This is a genomic window from Hominimerdicola aceti, assembly GCF_025567495.1.
Lineage (GTDB): Bacteria > Bacillota > Clostridia > Oscillospirales > Ruminococcaceae > Hominimerdicola > Hominimerdicola aceti.
This window is the reverse complement of the sequence record NZ_JAOQJZ010000007.1, coordinates 141271-163079: the sequence shown is the minus strand read 5'-3', so window position 1 is coordinate 163079 and position 21809 is coordinate 141271. Positions and strand designations below refer to the sequence as shown.

The 21809-nt window shown below is 39.2% G+C and carries 17 protein-coding genes; 3 read left to right on the top strand and 14 right to left on the bottom strand.

Annotation, left to right across the window (positions count from 1 at the left end; all coding sequences use genetic code 11):
* Positions 1-213 precede the first annotated feature (213 nt).
* Entirely contained in the window at positions 214-765 is a 552-nt protein-coding gene (locus OCV57_RS08515; protein ID WP_022287215.1) for an NADH peroxidase, read from the bottom strand.
* Positions 766-1060: 295 nt separating this feature from the next.
* On the opposite strand from OCV57_RS08515, the gene OCV57_RS08510 reads away from it, so the two are divergent.
* Entirely contained in the window at positions 1061-1510 is a 450-nt protein-coding gene (locus OCV57_RS08510; protein ID WP_022287214.1) for a C-GCAxxG-C-C family protein, read from the top strand.
* 71 nt (positions 1511-1581) lie between these two features.
* Here the strand turns inward: OCV57_RS08510 and guaB are convergent, their stop codons facing one another.
* Positions 1582-3060 carry an IMP dehydrogenase gene (gene guaB / locus OCV57_RS08505; RefSeq protein WP_171028772.1) on the bottom strand — a complete coding sequence of 493 codons (1479 nt, stop codon included), beginning with the start codon at positions 3058-3060 and terminating at the stop codon, positions 1582-1584.
* A gap of 252 nt (positions 3061-3312) precedes the next feature.
* Positions 3313-4647: an MATE family efflux transporter gene (locus OCV57_RS08500; RefSeq protein WP_267301154.1), complete on the bottom strand. Its 1335-nt coding sequence runs from the start codon at positions 4645-4647 to the stop codon at positions 3313-3315.
* 260 nt (positions 4648-4907) lie between these two features.
* Between OCV57_RS08500 and OCV57_RS08495 the strand changes: the two genes are divergently transcribed.
* On the top strand, positions 4908-5603 hold the full coding sequence (locus tag OCV57_RS08495; protein ID WP_022287199.1) for a JAB domain-containing protein: 696 nt from the start codon (positions 4908-4910) through the stop codon (positions 5601-5603).
* Between the two features lie 57 nt (positions 5604-5660).
* On the opposite strand, the gene secF is transcribed toward OCV57_RS08495, so the two are convergent.
* Both secF and OCV57_RS08485 read right to left on the bottom strand, forming a co-directional pair.
* On the bottom strand, positions 5661-6641 hold the full coding sequence (gene secF, locus OCV57_RS08490) for a protein translocase subunit SecF (protein ID WP_038670150.1): 981 nt from the start codon (positions 6639-6641) through the stop codon (positions 5661-5663).
* Positions 6634-8016 carry a preprotein translocase subunit SecD gene (locus OCV57_RS08485; RefSeq protein ID WP_267301152.1) on the bottom strand — a complete coding sequence of 461 codons (1383 nt, stop codon included), beginning with the start codon at positions 8014-8016 and terminating at the stop codon, positions 6634-6636. The genes secF and OCV57_RS08485 overlap by 8 nt, the downstream gene beginning before the upstream one ends.
* A gap of 315 nt (positions 8017-8331) precedes the next feature.
* Between OCV57_RS08485 and serS the strand changes: the two genes are divergently transcribed.
* Positions 8332-9615, top strand: a complete 1284-nt coding sequence (serS, locus tag OCV57_RS08480) for a serine--tRNA ligase (protein ID WP_117856987.1) — start codon at positions 8332-8334, stop codon at positions 9613-9615.
* Positions 9616-9640: 25 nt separating this feature from the next.
* Here serS and OCV57_RS08475 read toward each other — a convergent pair whose 3' ends face one another.
* The 9 genes from OCV57_RS08475 to dnaA form a co-directional block, all read right to left on the bottom strand.
* Entirely contained in the window at positions 9641-11530 is a 1890-nt protein-coding gene (locus OCV57_RS08475; protein ID WP_267301151.1) for a metallophosphoesterase, read from the bottom strand.
* 3 nt (positions 11531-11533) lie between these two features.
* Positions 11534-14071 (bottom strand): DNA gyrase subunit A, encoded by a 2538-nt coding sequence (gene gyrA, locus OCV57_RS08470; protein ID WP_022287195.1) that lies wholly within the window; start codon positions 14069-14071, stop codon positions 11534-11536.
* Between the two features lie 55 nt (positions 14072-14126).
* A complete protein-coding gene (locus tag OCV57_RS08465) occupies positions 14127-14816 on the bottom strand; it encodes a hypothetical protein (RefSeq protein ID WP_267301150.1) in 690 nt (229 codons plus the stop codon).
* A 15-nt stretch (positions 14817-14831) separates the two neighbouring features.
* Entirely contained in the window at positions 14832-16760 is a 1929-nt protein-coding gene (gyrB, locus tag OCV57_RS08460; protein WP_081856017.1) for a DNA topoisomerase (ATP-hydrolyzing) subunit B, read from the bottom strand.
* Between the two features lie 103 nt (positions 16761-16863).
* A complete protein-coding gene (remB, locus tag OCV57_RS08455) occupies positions 16864-17124 on the bottom strand; it encodes an extracellular matrix regulator RemB (protein ID WP_267301149.1) in 261 nt (86 codons plus the stop codon).
* Positions 17124-18254 carry a DNA replication/repair protein RecF gene (recF, locus tag OCV57_RS08450; RefSeq protein ID WP_267301148.1) on the bottom strand — a complete coding sequence of 377 codons (1131 nt, stop codon included), beginning with the start codon at positions 18252-18254 and terminating at the stop codon, positions 17124-17126. Before recF ends, remB begins: the two co-directional genes overlap by 1 nt.
* A 1-nt stretch (position 18255) precedes the next feature.
* On the bottom strand, positions 18256-18480 hold the full coding sequence (locus tag OCV57_RS08445) for an RNA-binding S4 domain-containing protein (RefSeq protein WP_022287190.1): 225 nt from the start codon (positions 18478-18480) through the stop codon (positions 18256-18258).
* 4 nt (positions 18481-18484) lie between these two features.
* A complete protein-coding gene (gene dnaN / locus OCV57_RS08440; RefSeq protein WP_022287189.1) occupies positions 18485-19591 on the bottom strand; it encodes a DNA polymerase III subunit beta in 1107 nt (368 codons plus the stop codon).
* Positions 19592-20038: 447 nt separating this feature from the next.
* Positions 20039-21400 (bottom strand): chromosomal replication initiator protein DnaA, encoded by a 1362-nt coding sequence (dnaA, locus tag OCV57_RS08435; RefSeq protein ID WP_022287188.1) that lies wholly within the window; start codon positions 21398-21400, stop codon positions 20039-20041.
* Positions 21401-21809: the final 409 nt, after the last annotated feature.

The following is a 21809-nucleotide window of genomic DNA, read 5'->3' as shown; positions in this document are numbered from 1 at the left end:
TTAAGTCGAACAAACAACCGTCCTATGCGTCCCCTCAAATGGTTTTCGCCTATCGAATTTCTTAATAATAGTGTCCAATATGATTGACAAACCTACATTTGAGCCTTTATAACGGCTTTATAAAACAAAAAGGCAGAAGTATTTTTTCAAATACCTCCGCCTTTTTCGGGAAAAATTCGTCGTAATCTTTAATTTATACTATTTTAAGATAAATTACTTGTTAGCGAAATATCTGTCAAGCAGACCCTTGAATCCGCATCCATGTCTTGCTTCGTCCTTAGCCATTTCATGAACAGTGTCATGGATAGCGTCATAGCCAAGCTCCTTTGCTCTCTTAGCAAGCTTCATCTTGCCCTCACAAGCACCATTCTCAGCCATATATCTCATCTCGAGATTTTTCTTTGTAGAAGGTGTTACAACCTCGCCCAGAAGCTCTGCGAACTTAGCAGCATGCTCTGCCTCTTCGTAGGCTGCCTTCTCATAGTACATACCTACCTCAGGATAGCCTTCTCTGTAAGCAACTCTTGCCATTGCAAGATACATACCTACCTCAGAGCACTCGCCGTTGAAGTTCTCTCTAAGACCTGCAACAACTTCCTCATCAAGACCCTCTGCAACGCCTACCTTATGCTCGTCAGCCCATGTGATAGCTGTTTCTTCTACTTTATTGAACTTTTCTGCTGGTGCGTGGCAGATAGGACACTCCTTTGGAGCAGCCTCGCCCTCATAAACGTAACCGCATACTGAACATACAAACTTTGACATAATCTTTGTCCTCCTTATTTGAATATCATTTTTTTACTTTTCCACAGACCAGCGTTTTCGCTTTATCTGCGTTATTCTTTGCAGCTTTTCCCTTGCTGTGATTAAAGTATACCACATTAGTGTACATTTGTCAATAGGTTAGTTTTGTCTAACAATATAAAAATATTGCAAAATTTTATGGCAATTTTTTATGCAATTTGACGTAGACTATACTAACCAATAATACGTCTTGAAAAAAACTTAAAGCTGTGCTATAATGAAAATCAATATATGACAAAAAAGGAGTTCTTTTTAAATGAATAAGGAAAAAGCAGCGGCAGCAAAGGCTCTTTTCATGGAGGGCTACAACTGTTCACAGGCGGTAGTAGGCGCATGGGCTGAGGATATCGGCCTTGACAGCGAAACTGCATACAAGATAGCTTCGGGCTTTGGCGGCGGAATAGGCAGAATGAGAGAGGTCTGCGGAGCATTTACAGGTGCAGTCATGGTGCTTGGATTGAAATTCGGCAACACCATAGGCAGTGACAGGGCGGCAAAGGGCAAGGATTATGAGCGTGTTCAGCTTTTTGCAAAGCGTTTCAAGGAAGAGCTTGGCTCTGACACTATCATCTGCCGTGAGCTTCTCGGTCTGAGCGGACCTAGTGACCCTGACCCTGCAAAGCGCACAAAAGAATACTATCAGAAGCGTCCATGTCCTGAAACTGTAGCAATTGCAAGTGGTCTTTTGGGAGAATTTATGGAGTAATATTTTTGCAAAACAACGCAAAAAAGAGCAGAGAAACGAGATCTCTGCTCTTTTTTTGTATATAAATTCTGTTAGATACCTGCGGAATAGTTTGGAGCTTCCTTTGTGATATAAATATCGTGTGGGTGTGACTCCTTAAGACCTGCGCCTGTTATCCTGATGAACTTAGCCTTTTCGCCAAGCTCTGCAATAGTATGACAACCGCAATAGCCCATACCTGAACGGATACCGCCAACAAGCTGGAAGATAGTATCTGAAACTGGACCCTTATAAGCCACACGACCCTCAACGCCCTCTGGAACGAGCTTCTTTGAGTTTGTCTGGAAATATCTGTCCTTTGAGCCTTTATTCATAGCGGCAAGAGAACCCATGCCTCTGTATACCTTGAACTGTCTGCCCTGATAGATCTCAGTTTCGCCTGGAGCTTCGTCACAGCCTGCGAGGAGTGAACCAAGCATTACAACGTTTGCACCGGCAGCAAGAGCCTTAACGATATCGCCTGAATACTTGATACCGCCGTCAGCAATAACAGGAATGCCATACTCAGCAGCAGCGCAAGCAGCGTCATAAACTGCAGTGACCTGAGGAACACCTATACCAGCGACTACACGGGTAGTACAGATAGAACCAGGTCCGATTCCGACCTTTATAGCGTCAGCACCTGCTTCGCAGAGCGCTCTGGCAGCTTCGGCAGTAGCGATATTACCTGCAATAACCGGTGTATCAGGGAAAGCGGCCTTAACTTTTTTAAGACAATTTATAACGTTCATAGAATGGCCGTGAGCAGAGTCAAGAACGAGGACGTCTACCTGAGCTTCAACGAGAGCGGCAACTCTTTCAAGAATATCGTTAGTCATGCCGATAGTAGCACCGCAAAGAAGTCTGCCCTTTTTATCTCTTGCGGAATTTGGATACTGAACAGCCTTTTCAATATCCTTGATAGTGATAAGACCCTTAAGAACGCCGTTTGCATCAACAAGAGGAAGCTTCTCGATCTTATGCTTCATAAGTATCTTCTGAGCGCCTTCAAGATCCGTATCAACAGGAGCAGTAACGAGGTTTTCCTTAGTCATAACGTCACCGATCTTGATATTTTCAAAATCAGTGATAAATCTAAGATCTCTGTTAGTGAGGATACCCTCGAGCTTGCCATCCTTATCGACTATAGGCACGCCGGAGATCTTATACTTGCCCATGAGCTTATCAGCTTCAGCAACAGTTTTATCGGCTGTAAGAGAGAAAGGATTAACGATAACGCCGTTTTCAGAACGCTTTACCTTATCCACCTCTTCTGCCTGCTGAGCGATAGTCATATTCTTATGGATAATACCAATACCGCCCTCTCTTGCGATAGCGATAGCCATTTTTGATTCTGTGACTGTATCCATGGCAGATGTCATTATAGGTGTATTGAGAACTATATCCTTAGTAAGGTGTGTATGGATATCCACCATATCAGGTGTACAATCCGACTCGCCTGGGATAAGGAGAACGTCATCAAAGGTAAGACCCTCTTTACCAAACTTATTGTTTACATTAGTATCCAGCATAAATTAACCTCCCGCAAACATTTTGAATTCTTAATTTATTATTCTTATAATCATACAACATTTAATTAAACTTGTCAACATCATTATTGAGAACTTTTTTTTAATTTAGTCTTTGCTAATCGGAGTTACGTTGTTTTAGCCAAGGTTTACGCCATGGTTTGTTATGCCGCAAAATCGCTGCGCTCGGCTCTTTATTTTACTTAATACTTGTGATTTGTTCGGTTGGCTTTGCCATTCCTCATTCCTCACTCCTCATTCCTCATTCGATTCGTTTTTCATCACTTTCACTCTCGCAAACACCACTGACAGCACTGTTGACACAAGCCAACCTATCGGCCATGACAGCCATATTCCCGTTGACCCATATGGTCTTGCCAACACGAACGCAAGCACTACTCTGAGTATCAAGTCCGTAAAAGTTGATATCATAAAATACTGCATTGCGCCCTTACCACGGAGTGCTCCGTCTGACATTATTTTTATGCCAACAAACACATAGAAAGGCGATATTATTCTCAAAAATGTTGTGCCTATCTCAACGGCTTTTGTTCCGCCGTCGTCAAGAAACAGATTTATCATAGTTTTTGGCATACAGAAAAAACAGAGTATAAAAGGCACTGCCACGATAGCCGAGATAACAAGTCCTGCCTTATATCCGCTTTTTATCCTATCGTTTCTGCCTGCACCGTAATTCTGTGCAACAAAGCTTGAAAGCCCGTTAGAAAGCGTTGTAAAGCTTGTTATAGCAAAGGTATTTAACTTTATTGCAGAAGAATATCCTGCGATACAAGACGAGCCGAAGCTGTTTACAAGATACTGCACAAAGATATTTCCCACTGAGATAAAACTCTGCTGTAAAATACTAGGTATAGAATAAAGGGTTATCTTTTTAAGTATTTTTCCTGAAAACAGCGGTGGTTTATCCTCTGTTTTAATTTCTGCGGTTTTCTTCACCAAAATAAGCAGTGAGAACACGCAAGCTACTCCCTGAGCGATAAAAGTAGCCCATGCAACGCCTGCCACACCCCATTTAAAGAACTTCACGAACACATAGTCGAGAACAACGTTTCCAACTGATGAGCCGATAAGGAGATACAATGGTGTTTTCGAGTCGCCCATTGCGTTATAAATACCTGTACCCACGTTATAAAGAAACAGGAAGATAAGTCCTGCGATATAGATCTTCAGATAAAGCTCACCGTCACGGAAGATATTATCGGGCGTGTTTATCATTCTCATAAGAGGAGTAGAGAACGCAAGTCCAAAAACTGTAAGCACTGTTGCAAGTATCGTACATGAAATTATAGTAGTAGTTGACGCAGTTTTTACCTTTGAGAACTCTTTTCCACCAAAGAATTGAGATATGACCACACAACAGCCAACATTGCTTCCCACTGCAAACGCCATAAATATCATTGTTATAGGATAAGACGCACCAACTGCTGCAAGAGCGTCCTCGCCTGCGAATTTTCCTGCTATGATACTGTCGAAAATGGAATACATCTGCTGAAATATCACGCTCACGAACATAGGCAGGGAAAATTTCCACAGCACTGTCCACGGTTTTCCCACCGTCAGGTCTGTCATAAAAACATCTCCATAATATAATAGTTACCATTTTATTATATCATAAAAAAACAACCTTTTTCAACGTCATTTCGCACAGACACTTTTGATATTTCTGAAGGTTTTTTTAGCATTTTACGCTATTTGTGATCTATTAATAAAATTTTCTAAATATTATTAGCTTACCCTCTTGCTGAAATTATCTGTAAAGAATAAAGTCACAATGTTTTTTTATTGACAAAAAAGTGCGGATATTTTATACTTGTATAAGAGGTGATAAAATGAGCAGTCAAGCAGACCACGGCGGTCACAGAGAGAGAATGAGGAAGCGTTTCAAAGAATCGGGAAATTTCAAAGGCTTTTCCGAGCATGAGATACTTGAAATGCTTTTATTTTACATTGTGCCGAGAAAGAACACCAATGATATTGCGCACGAGCTTATAAAAAAGTTTGGAAGCTTAAACAGCGTTCTTAACGCTTCTGTGGAGGAGCTTTCTTCGGTAAAGGACATGGGCGAAAGCTCTGCAAACTCACTTTTATTTTTCAGAGAGCTTATAAACTACTGCTCCACTGTCACAGACAGCAGGATAGACATTAGAAACATATCTGCGGCGCTGAGTTTTGTAAATAATTGTTTCAGAAACGAAAAGCAGGAGAAGTTCAAGGTAATTTGTATCGACTCTGGCTTTCACATAAAGAGCGTAACAGACATATCCGCAGGCGGTGCGAGATTTACCCCTGTTGATTTTCGTGAGCTTACAAAAGCCGTTCTCAACAGCGGCACTGATATTGTTATCCTTGCCCACAATCACCCTGACTCACCCAACACCCCCTCTCAGGAGGACGTTACTCTCACCCGTGAGGTCATGAGATATATGAGATGTTTAGGCGTGACAGTTCTTGACCATTATATAACAGGCAATAACGGAACTATCTCCATGCGAAACTGCGGACTTATCCATGATATGGAGTGTTAAAAATAGAATATCACATAAAAAAACGGACGATATGTTTAACATACCGTCCATAAAATTTTATCTTCTTGAAGCCTTTTTCTTTGTGCTGCCTGTTTTTGAACCTGAATGTGACTTCTTTGCCTGATGTTTTTTCCAATGTACCCACAGTGTAGGTGCGATACAGTTAGAAGAATAAACACCTGATATCATACCGATGATAAGTGGGAAAGCAAAGCTCAGGATAGATGTTACTCCGCAGATTATGCAGACGATACAAACTGTAGCCATAGCAAGAACTGTTGTAACAGTTGTATGGATAGAACGTCCCATTGTCTGTGTGATAGAGAGGTTTACAAGATCCTCAAGCTCCATTTTATTGCCAAGGAGATTTTCATTCTCTCTGATTCTATCGTAAATGATGATAGTTGCGTTGATAGAATATCCAAGGATAGTCAGCAAAACTGCCATAAAGTTTGCGTTGATGTCAAATCTGCATATTACAAAGCAGCCATAGACCATGCACATATCGTGTGCAAGAGCAACTACTGAGAACACACCTGCTGAGATACCGCCTATCTTTTTAAATCTGAAACCGATATAGATGATAGTGATGACCATTGCCAGTGCGCAAGCAGCAAGGCACTTGAAGAAGAAGTTCATACCGCTTGACGCTGCAACGTCGTTTGACTCGTAAACTTCTATGTTATTATCAGGAAAGTCCTTTTCAAGAGCTGTTTTCAGGGTATTCTGCTTATCATCGCTTATACCCTTTGTTGATGAGAATTTTATTTCTACTGTCTTTCCTGCGTTTCCTGTGTTTTCGCCAAGAGTTACTGTACATTTATCTCCGATACTGTCAGAAACGGTATTTGAAACGTCAGATGTTTTTATATCGCCCTCATATGTATAAGTCAAAACTGTACCGCCTTTGAACTCGATAGCCACGTTAAGACCTATAACGAATGTAAGAATGATAAAAATTGCGATAAGTGCGCATGATATGGAATAGAATAATTTGCTGTGACCCACAACATTCAGGGTCTTTTTTTCTTTACTCATTTATTTCAGCACCTCCGTAAAGCTTGCGTTTCTTAAAGCACTTGAACTTTGAGAGGGACGAAAGCATAAGTCTTGAACAGAAGATACCGAATACAAAGTTCAGGAGGATACCTACAAGGAGAGTATATCCAAGTGAATAGATAGTACCTGCTGTACTTGCGCCGAATACTGAGAATACAGGGCTGAGAAGTGTTCCGAAAACGCTGTCTGTAGGTCCGAAGGCACCCATAAGGATTATTGCAACGAATACTACTGTAATGTTTCCGTCAAATACTGCGCTCCATGCTCTCTTATAGCCAAGCTCGATAGCTCCGTTAAGGGTCTTGCCGTTGTTAAGCTCTTCCTTTATTCTCTCGGCTGTGATAACGTTAGCGTCAACGCCCATACCGATAGAAAGGATAATACCTGCGATACCAGGGATAGTCAGCGTAAAGCTGTCGATATTTCCAAAGAAGCCTGTGATACAGGCGATAGAACCTATTACCTGACCTATAAGTGCGATAGACGCAACAAAGCCCGGCAGCTTATAGATTACGATGATATATGCAGCAATAACGATAAATGCGATAATTCCTGCAAGCACCATTGCGTTCTTTGCACCCTCACCAAGTGTAGGTGAAATGATGTTTGTGCTTGTTGTTTTAAGGTCAAATGGGATAGAACCTGCATTTATCTTATCTGCAAGAGCTTTTGCGGAATCATATGTGAATTTGCCCTCGATAACGCACTCACCGTCAGTGATAGCTGAATTTACGCTTGGGGCAGAAATGCACTTATCGTCCATCCAGATAGAGATAAAGCCTTTTCCGGCAAGCTCAGTTGTAGCGTCAGCAAAAGCTTTTTTACCGCTGTTATTGAGTGTCAGGCTTACAACATACTTGATATTTCCTGTAGTTTCGTCCTGAGTTTGTCTTACCTCAGCCTTTTTAACGTCATTTCCTGTAAGCACCTGCTCGCCTTTTTCTTCTTTACCCTTTCTGAATACAAGCTTTGCAGTTTCGCCAAGCTCAGAAACGGCAGCCTCAGGGTCAAAGCTTTCTTCGTTAGCCTGCCATGGGAATGAAACCATTACCTTATTTTTCTTATAGTCTACATAGACCTCGCTGTCTGTGATATTAAGGCTTACAAGTCTTTGCTCGATAACAGCCTTTGCAGCGTCCATTTCTTCCTTTGTGGCGTCGTAATTATCGGCAGGTTCAAACGTAGCATTTACGCCACCCTGAATATCGATACCCCAGCGGATATCTTCAACGCCCTTGATATAGCTTGTTTTTATATCTCCGTACTGAGTATGTATTCCTGCATAAGTGAGATAACCAAATGCAATTATACACAAAAGCACGATAAAAAACACGGGTTTTTTAACTTTTCGCACCTTTAATCCTCCTGATAAATTTATTAAGCCCAGAGGCTTTTTTGCCGTCAGGGCACAATACACCCATAACGAACACATTCACCTTATAATTATAAAACGTTTGATACAAAATGTCAATAGTTTTTATGAAATTCGCACTGTTACTTATATCTTGATTGTATTTCATCTATGAAATAAGTTCTCTCAAAACCTGTTTCAAAAGCCTGTTTTAAAGGGGCTTTGTCTTGACAAAATCTCCTTTTAGTGATATTATTAAAAGGATAAATATTGCGACGTAAGGAATTTTTTTTGCGTCAGCTAAAAGGAGTATGTAAAATGATAGATATTAAGCTTATCCGTACAAATCCTGAGCTTGTCAAGGAAAACATCAAAAAGAAGTTTCAGGACGAAAAGCTCGTTCTTGTTGACGAGGTAGCTCAGTTTGACGAGGAATACAGAGCAGCCAAGACAAAGGCTGACGAGCTGAGAAATAAAAGAAAGGTAATGAGCAAGCAGATAGGCGGTCTTATGGCTAAGGGTCAGAAGGACGAAGCTGAGAAGGTAAAAGCTGAGGTTTCCGCTATCGGTGCTGAGCTTGACGCTATGGCTGAAAAGGAAAAGGAGCTTGAGGGCAAGATCCGTGAGAGAATGCTCGTTATCCCTAACATTATCGACCCAAGCGTTCCTATAGGCAAGGACGACAGCGAGAACGTAGAGATTGAAAAATTCGGAGAGCCTGTTGTTCCTGATTATGAGATCCCATATCACGTTGACATTATGGAAAGCTTTAACGGCATCGACCTTGACAGTGCAAGAAGAACATCAGGAAACGGCTTCTATTATCTTATGGGCGACATTGCAAGACTTCATTCTGCAATTCTTTCATATGCCAGAGATTTCATGATAGACAGAGGTTTCACATATTTCATTCCTCCTTACATGATACGTTCAGACGTTGTTACAGGTGTTATGAGCTTTTCTGAAATGGAAGGCATGATGTACAAGATAGAGGGAGAGGATCTTTATCTCATCGGTACTTCTGAGCATTCAATGATAGGCAGATTTATCGACACTATCATTCCAGAGGGCGAGCTTCCAAAGACTCTCACAAGCTATTCACCATGCTTCAGAAAAGAAGTTGGCGCACACGGCATCGAAGAGAGAGGCGTTTACAGAATACATCAGTTTGAAAAGCAGGAAATGATAGTTGTCTGCAAGCCTGAAGATAGCATGGCATGGTATGACAAGCTGTGGCAGAATTCTGTTGATTTCTTCCGTTCACTTGATATTCCTGTAAGAACACTTGAGTGCTGCTCAGGCGACCTTGCAGACCTCAAGGTAAAGAGCTGTGACGTTGAGGCATGGAGTCCAAGACAGAAGAAGTATTTTGAAGTTGGTTCTTGCTCAAATCTTGGCGACGCACAGGCAAGACGTCTTGGCATAAGAATAAAGGCAGAGGACGGCACAAAGTATTTTGCTCACACTCTTAACAACACAGTTGTTGCACCTCCAAGAATGCTTATCGCATTCCTCGAGAACAATCTCAATGCTGACGGAACAGTTAATATCCCTGAGCCACTGAGAATGTACATGGGTGGCAAGGACAAGATAACAAAGTAATTTTGATATGCAAAAAGGTGAACGGTCATGTGCCGCTCACCTTTTTTTGTATGCTTATTATATCTTCGTTCCAATCTCTAAGGATATTTGAATCAAATAATCTTTGTATTTGTCTCATATAATTTGAAATTGAATATACACTATTTTTTATATCTATTTTTATAAGTTCACCTACTTCTTGTGAAATTTCTTGGCTTGTTTTACTTATTATTGCATTATTATTTTTAAGTTCTAACATTTTTTTCTTTTCAATATTTAAAATATATCCATTATTCATATAGGTTATTAAATTTTCTAAATTATCAAATATCTTTACAAACCCCATGGTTGGTGAATTATAAAATGTCACCTTTTGATCAAGTGGATTTATCATAATATGATTGCAAAAATCTAAATCTACAATACAACCATGTACATCTCCACAATAACCTAAGGATTTTACTTCACTCGCCATTTGATTTATATATTTCCAATAAGGTGCAAATAGTTCTATATATTTATTTACCATTTTATCGAAAATTTTATCAAAATGTTCGATATCACTACAATTACTAATCGTTTTTATTTTTCCACCAATACAAATTTTAGTGTTTATATGGCTTATGAGGAAAAATACATACTTACCTTTGTGTTTTATCATATAAAACTTTTCCCCATAGTTTTTTATTTGATTTTCTATGAGTCTTGTTCCTTGAATACGCTCTTTTGAATAATTATAAAATTTTGCATAATCTTCAGTGGTTATAACATGATACCCGTCTTTATAGTCAAAAAATGGATTGCTAGCTACACCTAAATTTACTGATTTCATTTTAAAACAATTATTATAGTATCCTATTTGATTATCTGCATAAATATTCTTTTGCAATAAATTTTGATTTTGATGAGTGTGTCCTGTAAAATAAGAACAATGCAAATCAGTCACATAGTTTAGCGACCAATCTCTTACTGGATAATGACTTACTACTATTAATTTTTTCTTTTGATTTATAGCATTATCTAATCTATTTTTATACTCCTTAAAAAACAAATCTGATTCTTTTATTTCTTCTTTTCTCGAAAATAATCTGGGTCCACACAAACTATCTGCATTATATCTTTCATTATACTTAGCAAAACCTATACCACCAAAAATAATATAATCATCATTTTCATAAGAATTATTATGCAAAAGCTTAATTCCAAGTGAATCATAAAGAGATTTATAATAATTATACGCTTGACTTAAAGTATCAAAGTTTGAGATTTCATGATTTCCTAACGTTACAAATATAGGAAGTTTTGTTTTAATAAAAGTGAATTTTTCTCTTTTTTCAACATATGGAATAATATAATTATTTATAAACCTTATTTTATAATCACATTTCGTAATTTTTTCTATAATATTTATAACATATTCAGGCAATTTCATTTTTTTGATACTTTTATCAAGATCAGAAATGTCTAATGACAGAAGTTTTTCACATAGATTTTTCTTTTTATATAATTTTCCAATTTTATTTAATCTATCTATTTGCTGATCTCGAATTTTTTCATATGCTTTTACTTCTTCATCAGGTAATATATTAGATTGATTTACTTTATATCTTTTATAAAGTACATAATTCCACCTAAGGATAAACTGATTAAAAAATAATGACACAAATTCTGCATTATCAGCGATATCTCCATTAAATAAAACAACTAAATTATTCATTGATAAATCTGATTTAAAATCATCACTAAATAAATCTTTAACTATTTTATTTATTTGCTTTTGAATGGATATCTCATAATTAAAATGATGTTCTAAATGCATATCGGATATATAATATACCTTTAGCTTTTTTTCATCACTAAATGGTTTGTCTTCTTTAAATAAAGATAATCCATTCTCAACTTCGCTAATGTCAAAAATTTGTGTCATATTATTCATTCTTTATTCTTCCGTGTTCTCAGAATCCTCATTCTCAACGCTTTCGGTATTATCTTCAATGACCTCAGCATTTTCCTCAGCCTGAGCCTCTGCTATCTCCTCGGCAGTAGCCTTTTCTACCTCTGCCGTTTCAACATCATCGTCATGCTCGGTTCTTGTGAATGAAACCACTCTGCCGTCCTCGCCGACTCTCATAAGTCTTACGCCACGGGAATATCTGCTCATCATGCTGATATCGCAGGCTCTTATTCTGATAACAATGCCGTCTGTGGATATCATGATGATATCATCTTCATCATCAACGACCTTTATTCCGCATACTCCGCCGCTCTTATAGTTCATAAGACCGTAGCCGCCTCTGTTCTGTACCTTATAAGACTCCAGCGGAACACGTCTGCCAAGACCATTTTCAGCAACAGTGAGAACGCTTGCACCCTCTCTTACTCTTGCCATTGATACAACATAATCGCTGCCCCTGAGTTTAATAGCCTTTACGCCGTGTGCAACTCTTGACATCTCTCTTATGTCAGTTTCTCTTATCCTGATAGCATAACCATTATGCGTTGCAACGATAACCTCATTGTCGCCAAAGGTCATTCTTACTCCTGCTATCTCATCGCCCTCATCAAGACCGATTGCAATAAGACCGTTCTTTCTTACATTTCTGTAGGAAGTCAGCGGAGTTCTCTTTATCTTGCCGTTCTTTGTTACCATGACTATATACTTGCCCTCGTCAAAGTCGGCAGTTTTTATCATTGCGGCTATCTTCTCTCCCTCGCCCAGTTCAAGAAGATTTACTATATTTGTGCCTCTTGAAGCCTTTGAACCCTCCGGAAGCTCATAGCATTTGAGCTTATACATTATGCCCTTATTGGAGATAAAGAGTATATTGTCATGTGAAGAACAGGTCTGAAGCTCGTCGATATAATCGTCCTCACGCTGTTTCATACCCGTTACGCCACGTCCGCCACGCTTCTGAGCCTTATACTCTGAAACAGGCATTCTCTTTATATATCCTGCATTTGTATAGGTAACAACGCTTTCCTCAACAGGGATAAGATCTTCGATATCAACTTCACCGCTGACATTTTCTATCTGAGTTCTTCTCTCGTCACCGAACTTATCCTGAATAGCCTCGACCTCTTCAATGATTATATCAAGTATTCTCTGATGATTTGCAAGGATATCTTCAAGGTCAGCTATCTTAACTTCGATCTCAGCCAACTCGTCGATTATCTTCTGTCTTTCCATACCGGTCAGACGGCCGAGGGTCATATTTGCGATATGGTCAGCCTGAATATCTGTAAGACCAAAACGCTGATTAAGTCTTTGTTTAGCCTCAGGGATATTCTTTGAAGTTTTCATTATCTCGATAACTTCGTCGATATTGTCAAGTGCGATAACAAGACCCTTTAAGATATGCTCTCTTTCCTTAGCCTTGTTAAGATCGAACTTAGTTCTTCTTGTGATAACATCGACCTGAAAGTCTATATACTGCTCAAGCATTTCCTTGAGGGTCAGCACCTTAGGGATACCGTTCACAAGAGCAAGCATTATAACGCCCACAGTATCCTGAAGCTGTGTATAGCTGAACAGCTTGTTGAGAACTACCTGCGGATTAGCGTCCTTTTTCAGTTCGATAACGATCCTCATTCCGTCCTTGCCGGATTCATCGTTGATATAATGTATTCCGTCGATACGCTTTTCCTTAACAAGGTCAGCGATAGACTCAACAAGTCTTGCCTTGTTTACCATGTAAGGTATCTCAGTGACAATAATGCAGTTTCTGCCCTTTATCTCCTCGATAGAGGTCTTTGAACGCAGTGTTATCTTTCCTCGACCAGTACCGTAAGCCGCTCTGATACCAGACCTGCCCATGATGATACCGCCTGTAGGGAAGTCAGGACCCTTTATGCTCTGCATAAGCTCATCAAGTGTGCAATCAGGGTTTTTCATGACAGTTTTCATTCCCTCGATAACTTCATGGAGGTTATGAGGAGGGATATTCGTTGCCATGCCCACAGCGATACCTACTGAGCCGTTACAAAGAAGATTTGGAAATCTTGACGGCAGCACAACAGGCTCTTTCAGTCTGTCATCATAGTTTGACTGAAAATCAACAGTTGTTTTGTTTATATCTGTCAGCATATTTACTGACATCTTAGCCATTTTAGCCTCAGTATAACGGTAGGCAGCCGGAGGGTCGCCGTCAACGGAACCAAAGTTTCCGTGACCGTCAACAAGAGGATATCTCATTGAGAACTTCTGAGCAAGTCTTACAAGTGCGTCATAAACTGATGCGTCACCGTGTGGGTGATATTTACCAAGCACAGAACCTACTGTGTCAGCACATTTTCTGTAAGCTTGATCAGGTGTAAGACCATTTTCATACATGGTATATAAAATTCTTCTGTGAACAGGTTTAAGTCCGTCCCTTACATCAGGTAAGGCTCTGGATACAATTACCGCCATTGAATATTGAATGAAAGATTCTTTCATTATCGCTTCAACATCAGTGTCAATAACGTTATAATCGCTCACTTTATCCACTCCTTTTTAACCTTTCGGTTTACTTTGAAAAGAACATATCCTGTTCTTATTTATTATCTATCATTTCATAATCGCTATCAAGCAGCTCTGAAAAAGTTTTTCTCAGTGTTTCCTGCTGCTGCTCGTTCATAACTCTTTTTGCAAGCACATAAATAGTTTCCTTTTTGAGTATTATAATAAACATTTCGTCATTTTCCAAAACGTTCAGTGAGATATCCTCAAAACCAACTATCCTCGGTGGAACAGGGGTAAAGTCCTCCTCCTGCTTTTCCTCCTCTGTCGGCAGCGTTTCTATTTTGAAGCTGTCATCATAGAGGGTGAAAACATACTTGTCGTCCTCAAGAGGTTTAAGTGCCTGCATAAGATATTTTCTTATTCTTCTGGTGTTATACCATGTGAGAACGATTATTGCAAGGCATATGAACGCCAGCACCCAGTTAAGATATCCCGAAGGGTTTCTCACTATGGACACTATAAAAAGCACCGCAACAACGCCGAAAGCCGCTGTTATCTTCCAGTTATGCGCATAAACGAATTTTCTCTGAAAGGCTAAAAAAGCTCTTTCCTCTTCCTCGTTTTTCACATCATACTCAAAGCTCAAAACAGGCTCTTTTTCTATCTTTGCTTCTTCCACCTCATCAGCATTATCCACAGCTTTCTCAGCCGTTTCAACAGTTTCCTCTGTCTTTACCTCTTCAAGCTCTGTTTCCTGATTTTTATTTTCGTTGTTATCCAAAGCAGTATCCTTTCTTTAAACGTCAAGATCCTTTACATACTCTGCATTTTTCTCTATAAATTCTTTTCTCGGTGCGACCTTATCGCCCATAAGAATAGTGAATATCTCGTCCGCCTTAACAGCGTCCTCCATTGTCACCTTTATCATAGTTCTTCTTTCAGGATCCATGGTTGTTTCCCAAAGCTGTTCAGGGTCCATCTCACCAAGACCTTTATATCTCTGAACGTTTACCTTCAGGTTGTTCTCTCCTGAAAGCTCAGAAATATACTGATCTCTTTCTGCGTCTGAAAAAGCATATCTGACCTGCTTGCCCCTTGCAACCTTGAAAAGCGGTGGCTGAGCAAGATAGATATGACCATCCTCGATAAGAGGACGCATAAATCTAAAGAAGAATGTAAGCAGAAGCGTTCTGATATGAGAACCGTCCACATCGGCATCGGCCATGATTATAACTTTGCCGTAACGAAGCTTTGAAAGGTCAAAGTCCTCGCCTATTGATGTTCCAAGTGCGGTAACAACAGGCATAAGCTTTTCATTGCCGTATACCTTATCTATCCTAGCTTTTTCAACGTTGAGCATTTTTCCCCACAAAGGAAGTATAGCCTGATATTTTCTATCTCTGCCTTCCTTTGCAGAACCGCCCGCAGAATCTCCCTCGACGATATAGATCTCGGTGAGTGAAGCATCTCTCTCTGAGCAATCTGCAAGTTTGCCAGGCAATGAAGAGGATTCAAGAGCAGATTTTCTTCTTGTAAGTTCTCTTGCTTTCTTTGCGGCTTCTCTTGCCTTTTGTGCCTGAACGGATTTATCAAAAATAGCCTTTGCCACAGTAGGGTTTTCCTCAAAGTAGTTCATAAGCTTTTCGGTAACTATCTTGTCAACGAAAGGTCTTACTTCAGGATTGCCAAGTCTGCCCTTTGTCTGTCCCTCAAACTCACAGTTTGTGAGCTTAACGGATACTATAGCCGTCAGACCCTCTCTTACATCGTCGCCAAGAAGCTTATCGTCGTCTTTAAGATAGCCGAACTTCTTACCGTAGTTATTTATTACCTTTGTAAGAGCATTTTTGAAGCCTGTTTCATGAGTACCGCCGTCAGGAGTATGGATATTATTAGCAAATGACAATATAAGGTCATTATAAGTATCGTTATACTGCAAAGCTATCTCGGCAAAAGTATCGCCCTCCATGCCGTTGACATAGATAACTTCCTCAGAAAGCGGAGTAACGCCTCTTGTTTTGTGGATATGCTCCACAAACTGTCTTATACCGCCCTCATAATGGAGAGTTTCGCCCACAGGCTCTGATTCATTTCTCTTATCAGTGAATATTATCTTTATACCAGCATTAAGGAATGCCTGTTCTCTAAGTCTTTTAAGCAGTGTTTCATAGTCAAACACTGTTGTTTCCTGAAAGATCTCAGGGTCAGGCTTAAAGAGAACGGAAGTACCTGTTTTATCAGTATCGCCGATTATTTTCAGCGGCTCTGAATAATTACCTCTGTCAAATCTCTGAAAATGAATATGTTTTCCGTCATAAACTGTAAGCTCAAGATATTCTGAGAGGGCGTTTACTACAGACGCACCAACGCCGTGAAGTCCGCCTGCTACCTTATATCCGCCGCCGCCGAACTTTCCGCCTGCGTGGAGAATGGTATAAACTACCGTTGCAGCAGATATTTTCTCCTTTGGGTGTATACCTGTAGGGATACCACGTCCGTTATCGGTAACTCTGATAATGTCCCCGGGAAGTATCTCTACTTCTATCTCAGTGCAATATCCTGCCAATGCCTCATCGATAGCGTTGTCAACTATCTCGTAGACAAGGTGGTGAAGTCCCTTTGGACCTGTTGATCCGATATACATACCAGGTCTTTTTCTTACCGCTTCAAGACCCTCCAGCACCTGTATCTGATTTTCATTATAATCATTTTGCTTATCCACCATGGATATTTCCTCGGTGTTCTGGATCTCGATCTCGTTGTTATTTTCCAAAAAATAACCCCCTCATCACTTGTTTTTTATCTTATCATCTTATTTCTTTGATTCATCATTCAGGAATTCTTTTGCTTCTTTTCAAAAGTGTGGCACAGCTCATCTGACTTATATACACAGTTTCCGTAAAGTCTTTATCAAGGCACACCACAAAGCTTTTAGGCATCTCATATGTGCAGTTCACAACACGTCTGTTTTTTGCCGCAAAATTAAGAAATTCCTTTGTGTTGGCAGAAACAGAGGTGTTCTCTATATCGAAGATCCCTATGATATCTTTAGTATTGACTAAATAGTTATTTCCTAAATGCAGAAACATCACTTATTCTCCTGAACTATCATTCCGTTTTCTATATTGAATATCTTTCCATGGCTTTTCTCGTCAAAGGGAATATTCCTGTCACAGCAGGTTATAAAGACCTGCATATCGTGTATTTTCGAGATAACGAACTTCTGCCTTGATAGGTCAAGCTCGCTCAAAACATCATCGAGAAGTATACACGGGCTGTCATCTATCTCCTCGGCAAGTATATAAGCCTGCGAAAGCTTCAAAATAAGAGCAAGAGAGCGGTGCTGTCCCTGAGAAGCGAATTGTCTAACTGCCAGTCCGTTTATTTTTCCCGCAAGATCGTCTCTGTGAACACCTTTCTGTGTAAATCCTGCTCTTATATCGTCCTCAAGATTATTTTGCAGGCAGTTCAGATACTCTTCAGCCATTTCTCCTGCATAATCTTTTCTGCCCTCCAGATTTGAATACACAGTGGAATAATATTCAAGCTCCAGCCTTTCTCTGCCCTCTGATATATCCTCATAAAGCTTTTTTGCGAACATATCGAGCTTTTTGGTATAATTATATCTTAAAAGCGAGATATAAGCCCCAAGCTGAGCAAGCTGGATATCCCACACTTCAAGCTCTTCTCTTTTTGATCTGCCGTAACAGATATTTTTTAACAATATATTTCTCTGCTCTATAAGATCATCATATTTTGAGATAACAGAGCTGTAGGAATTTTTTATCTGTGACACTGAAAGGTCAAGAAACTGCCGTCTGTTTTCGGGAGAGCCTTTTGAAAGCTCCAGATCCTCAGGAGTAAAGATAACACAATCAAGGCTTCCGAAAAGCTTTGAGGGAGTTTTCAGTTTTACGCCGTTCAAGGTGACGTTTTTTTCTCTCACATTAGGTCTAGCCATTGCAAAATGTATATCCTGACTGCGAAAGCTGTTTTTAAATGAAATGTCGATATTCATGAACTGTCCGTTTATATCTATCATTTCTCTGTCTTTTGTGTTGCGAAAAGACCTCACTCCGCTGCAAAGCCATATAGCTTCTATAAGATTTGTTTTGCCCTGAGCATTCTTTCCGCAGAAAATATTCATTTTCTCATGAGGATATATCTCGACTTTTTTGAGATTTTTAAATCCGTCTGCGGAAATTTTGGTTATCACCATTTTATTTTACCACTATCTCTGTAGCTATCTCGTCTATCTGCACCTTATCTCCGGGGCGGATCTTCTTTCCCCTCATTGTGCAGACCTCACCGTTTACTTTAATTCTCTCCTCGAGGATTATCTCCTTGCCAATGCCGCCTGTTTCCACAACGCCTGCATATTTAAGCAGAGAATCGAGCTTTATAAACTCTGATTTTATATTTACATCTATCTGTTGATATTTCATATTCTTATTCCTTTGCTAGTCTTACAGGGAGAACGAGGTAAGTATAAGCGTCGCCCTCACACGGAACTATCTTCATAGGCAGCAGACTTCCGCTCATCTGCAATTTGACCTTATCTTCCTTTATGACCTTCAGAGGGTCAAGAAGATATTTGCACTTGAAGCCTATCTCGATAACAGGACCTGCTATATCAGCCTTTATCTCGTCTGTTATCTTTCCAACGCTTGTTGAGCAGTTTATTTTTATAGAATTATTTTCAAAATAGCATCTTGCAGGTGACGGTGTTCTGTCACTTATAAGTATCAAACTTCTTTCAAGAGCGGCAATAAGCTCTTTCCTGTCAACAATGACCTCAGTTGTGCAAGTAGTCGGTATAGCTGACTTATAAGGGTGGAACTCGCCCTCGATAAGTCTTGAATAAACAAGATAGCCGTTTAATTCAAACACAACATGATTTTTTGAGAGATAAACGGAGGCTGTTTCTTCGTCATTATCTCCCAGAAGTGCTGCTATTTCAGAGAGAGTTTTTGCAGGAACGACGAATTTAAGACTTCCGTCATACTTTATAGGCTCATATCTCACAGCAAGTCTATATCCGTCAAGGGCAACAAGAGTAAGAGTACCGTTTTCGATCTCAAAAAGCTCGCCCTTAAGAACAGGCTTAAGGTCTGTAACAGCCACGGCAAACTTTGTCTGATTTATCATATCCTTAAGAACAGGCTGAGAGATAGTTATCTTGTTTTCTTCCTCTTTCTTAGGTAGTGCAGGATATTCCTCTGCTGATGTTGCAGGGATATTGAATGTGGTAACTCCTCCTGAGATCGTCACCTGAAAATTTTCAGAAACCTCTATCAGGATCTCTTCAGAAGGCATTTTCCTTATCATTTCAGCAAAAAGTCTTGCATTAAGTATAAATTCTCCCGAATCGTCGCTCTTTACTGGTATAACAGTTTTTATACCTATCTCAAGGTCATAGCCGGTAAGCTCCAGCATTGAGTTTTCAAGCTTGAATTTTATTCCCTCAAGAGATTTAAGTGCAGCACGTTCTGACACTGCTTTTGAAACATTTGTTACTGCTCCGCAAAGTGAAGCATTATTACACAGAATTTTCATAGCAATTTCCTTTCTAAAAAAATTACATTTATCTGACTTTTGTTTTTTCAACATATGGATTTCTCAAACTTATATTTTTTTGCTCTGATAATATATAAATAAATCAATATTAAATTAGTATTAGTAGTAGAGTGTGTTGAAATGGTTGAAAAGTCATTCAAAACCTTTTGCAGACTTGTTTTGCTTTTCAAGTTTATTTTAACATCACTTCAACTGTGTTTTCAAAAACTTTTTTTGTGTTTGAAAAGTTGAAAAAATGTTTGTTGAATGTTTATTATTATCGCAAAAAATGTTGAAACCTGAAAATCGGTGTTTTATTTTATAACACCATTGTTTAAACTTCATTGTGCAAAGTTTTGAAAAACATTCCGCAAAGCTTTATATATCCAAGTCCGGATATTCAACAAAATTGTTGAAAACTATGTTGAAAATGTTGAAATAGTCCGTTTAATTGTCCTTGAGGTTTTTGATTATGTCGTCAACGGTATCTTTTAGCTGTTTATTCTCTTTAAGATTTTTAACAACGTCCTGATAGTGTATGGTCATAGTTGAATGATTTTTGTTAAGCTCATTTCCTATCTGTATAAAGGTCATGCCCTTTACGTCCTTGAAGAGATAGATCGCTATTTTTCTTGCAAGGGATACGTTTGCACGTCTGTTTGTTGACTTTATGTCGTCAGCAGTAACGTCAAATGCCGCTGCTACCTCCTGAAGTATCCTGTCAACCGTTATCTCAGCAGGGTGATTTTCAATGATTATTTCCTTGATTATCCTCTGAGCCATAGATATGGACGGGCTTTCATTCGTATAAATGGTAAGAGCCTTTATTTTGTTTACAGTTCCCTCAAGCTGACGTATGTTCGTCTTTATCTTCTCTGCTATTATCCTTACGACATTGTCAGAAAGCTGTAAGTCCAGCATATCAGCCTTTTTCTTTACGATAGCCATTCTTGTTTCAAAATCAGGCGGCGTAACGTCTACCTGAACGCCCAGTGAAAATCTGGTAAGTATCCTGTTTTGAAGCTTCGATATCTTTGACGGTGCAATATCCGATGTGAGAACTATCTGCTTGCCCGCATTGTAAAGATCGTTGAAGGTATGGAAAAATTCCTCCTGCATACGCTCCTTGCCTGCAATGGTCTGTATATCGTCTACCATAAGATAGTCGGCATTCCTGTATTTATCATGAAATTTATTAGTTTCCTTTGACTCGATAGCTTTAACGAGCTGGTTTATAAAGGATTCACCTGTGGTGTAAATAATTTTCAGCTCAGGGTGATTTTTCTTTACCTCATGCTCGATAGCTTTCATAAGGTGAGTTTTTCCAAGTCCCGAATCACCATATATGATGAGAGGGTTGAATATAGTATTTGTGTTAGACGGCGTTTTCTGATCTTCGTCATACTTATGTGCGACAGCCGTGCTGAAAGCATAGGCAAGATCATTCGATTTACCTTTGATAAAGTTATCAAAGGTAAGATTGTTGTTTTCTTCATCAGAAAAGTCAGCCACCTTGACTTCTATATCCTTTTCCTCAGTTTCATTAACTTCTTCTTTGTCTTTAACAAGTATTTTTATATCTACCTCAAAGCCCAAAGTATTGAGAAAAGCTTCTTTTAAAAGATTCTCATAGGCGTTCATAGTGATATCTCTTGAAAAATCAGAATCAGTGAGCAAATAAGCCACATTGTTTTCAAGCTTCATCGGTTCAAGTATCTTTATCCATTTGTTATATCCCGGCTCGCTGATACTTTTGCAGTTTCGGCAATATTTCAGGACCTCCTGAAATACGTCATTAAAGGAATCCATTGTTTCTCCATAACCTCCTAGAAAATAGCTCTGCCTGTGCGGTGTTTCCGCTGTCCGCCGTGACCCCTGTCAAACAGACGGCAGGTCAGAGTTTTAAAAAAAATATAAACAGGCATAATTAATCAATTCTATACTATTATAGCACACTTGACTTAAAATTTCAAGTCCTATATATTATATATAAGGAAAGAAATAAGAATAAAAAGTATGTTTTTCAAAGATAAGAAAAAACACTTAATACAGATAAAATTTATATTTGGCACACAATATATTGTATGCTCATAAAAAAGGAGGACGTAAGCGGCAGGTTTTTCGGACAGTAAGCCCCTCAAAGCAAAGAAAAATAATATCAAAAAAAATATAAAAATATTATGAACAGGCTTGACAAATGGTGTGTGAATGAGCTATA

Coding starts and splice junctions, on each gene's coding strand:
- OCV57_RS08515 (WP_022287215.1), bottom strand. CDS start 765: ATGTCAAAGTTTGTATGTTCAGTATGCGGTTACGTTTATGAGGGCGAG.
- OCV57_RS08510 (WP_022287214.1), top strand. CDS start 1,061: ATGAATAAGGAAAAAGCAGCGGCAGCAAAGGCTCTTTTCATGGAGGGC.
- guaB (WP_171028772.1), bottom strand. CDS start 3,060: ATGCTGGATACTAATGTAAACAATAAGTTTGGTAAAGAGGGTCTTACC.
- OCV57_RS08500 (WP_267301154.1), bottom strand. CDS start 4,647: ATGACAGACCTGACGGTGGGAAAACCGTGGACAGTGCTGTGGAAATTT.
- OCV57_RS08495 (WP_022287199.1), top strand. CDS start 4,908: ATGAGCAGTCAAGCAGACCACGGCGGTCACAGAGAGAGAATGAGGAAG.
- secF (WP_038670150.1), bottom strand. CDS start 6,641: ATGAGTAAAGAAAAAAAGACCCTGAATGTTGTGGGTCACAGCAAATTA.
- serS (WP_117856987.1), top strand. CDS start 8,332: ATGATAGATATTAAGCTTATCCGTACAAATCCTGAGCTTGTCAAGGAA.
- OCV57_RS08475 (WP_267301151.1), bottom strand. CDS start 11,530: ATGAATAATATGACACAAATTTTTGACATTAGCGAAGTTGAGAATGGA.
- gyrB (WP_081856017.1), bottom strand. CDS start 16,760: ATGGTGGATAAGCAAAATGATTATAATGAAAATCAGATACAGGTGCTG.
- remB (WP_267301149.1), bottom strand. CDS start 17,124: ATGTTTCTGCATTTAGGAAATAACTATTTAGTCAATACTAAAGATATC.
- recF (WP_267301148.1), bottom strand. CDS start 18,254: ATGGTGATAACCAAAATTTCCGCAGACGGATTTAAAAATCTCAAAAAA.
- OCV57_RS08445 (WP_022287190.1), bottom strand. CDS start 18,480: ATGAAATATCAACAGATAGATGTAAATATAAAATCAGAGTTTATAAAG.
- dnaN (WP_022287189.1), bottom strand. CDS start 19,591: ATGAAAATTCTGTGTAATAATGCTTCACTTTGCGGAGCAGTAACAAAT.
- dnaA (WP_022287188.1), bottom strand. CDS start 21,400: ATGGATTCCTTTAATGACGTATTTCAGGAGGTCCTGAAATATTGCCGA.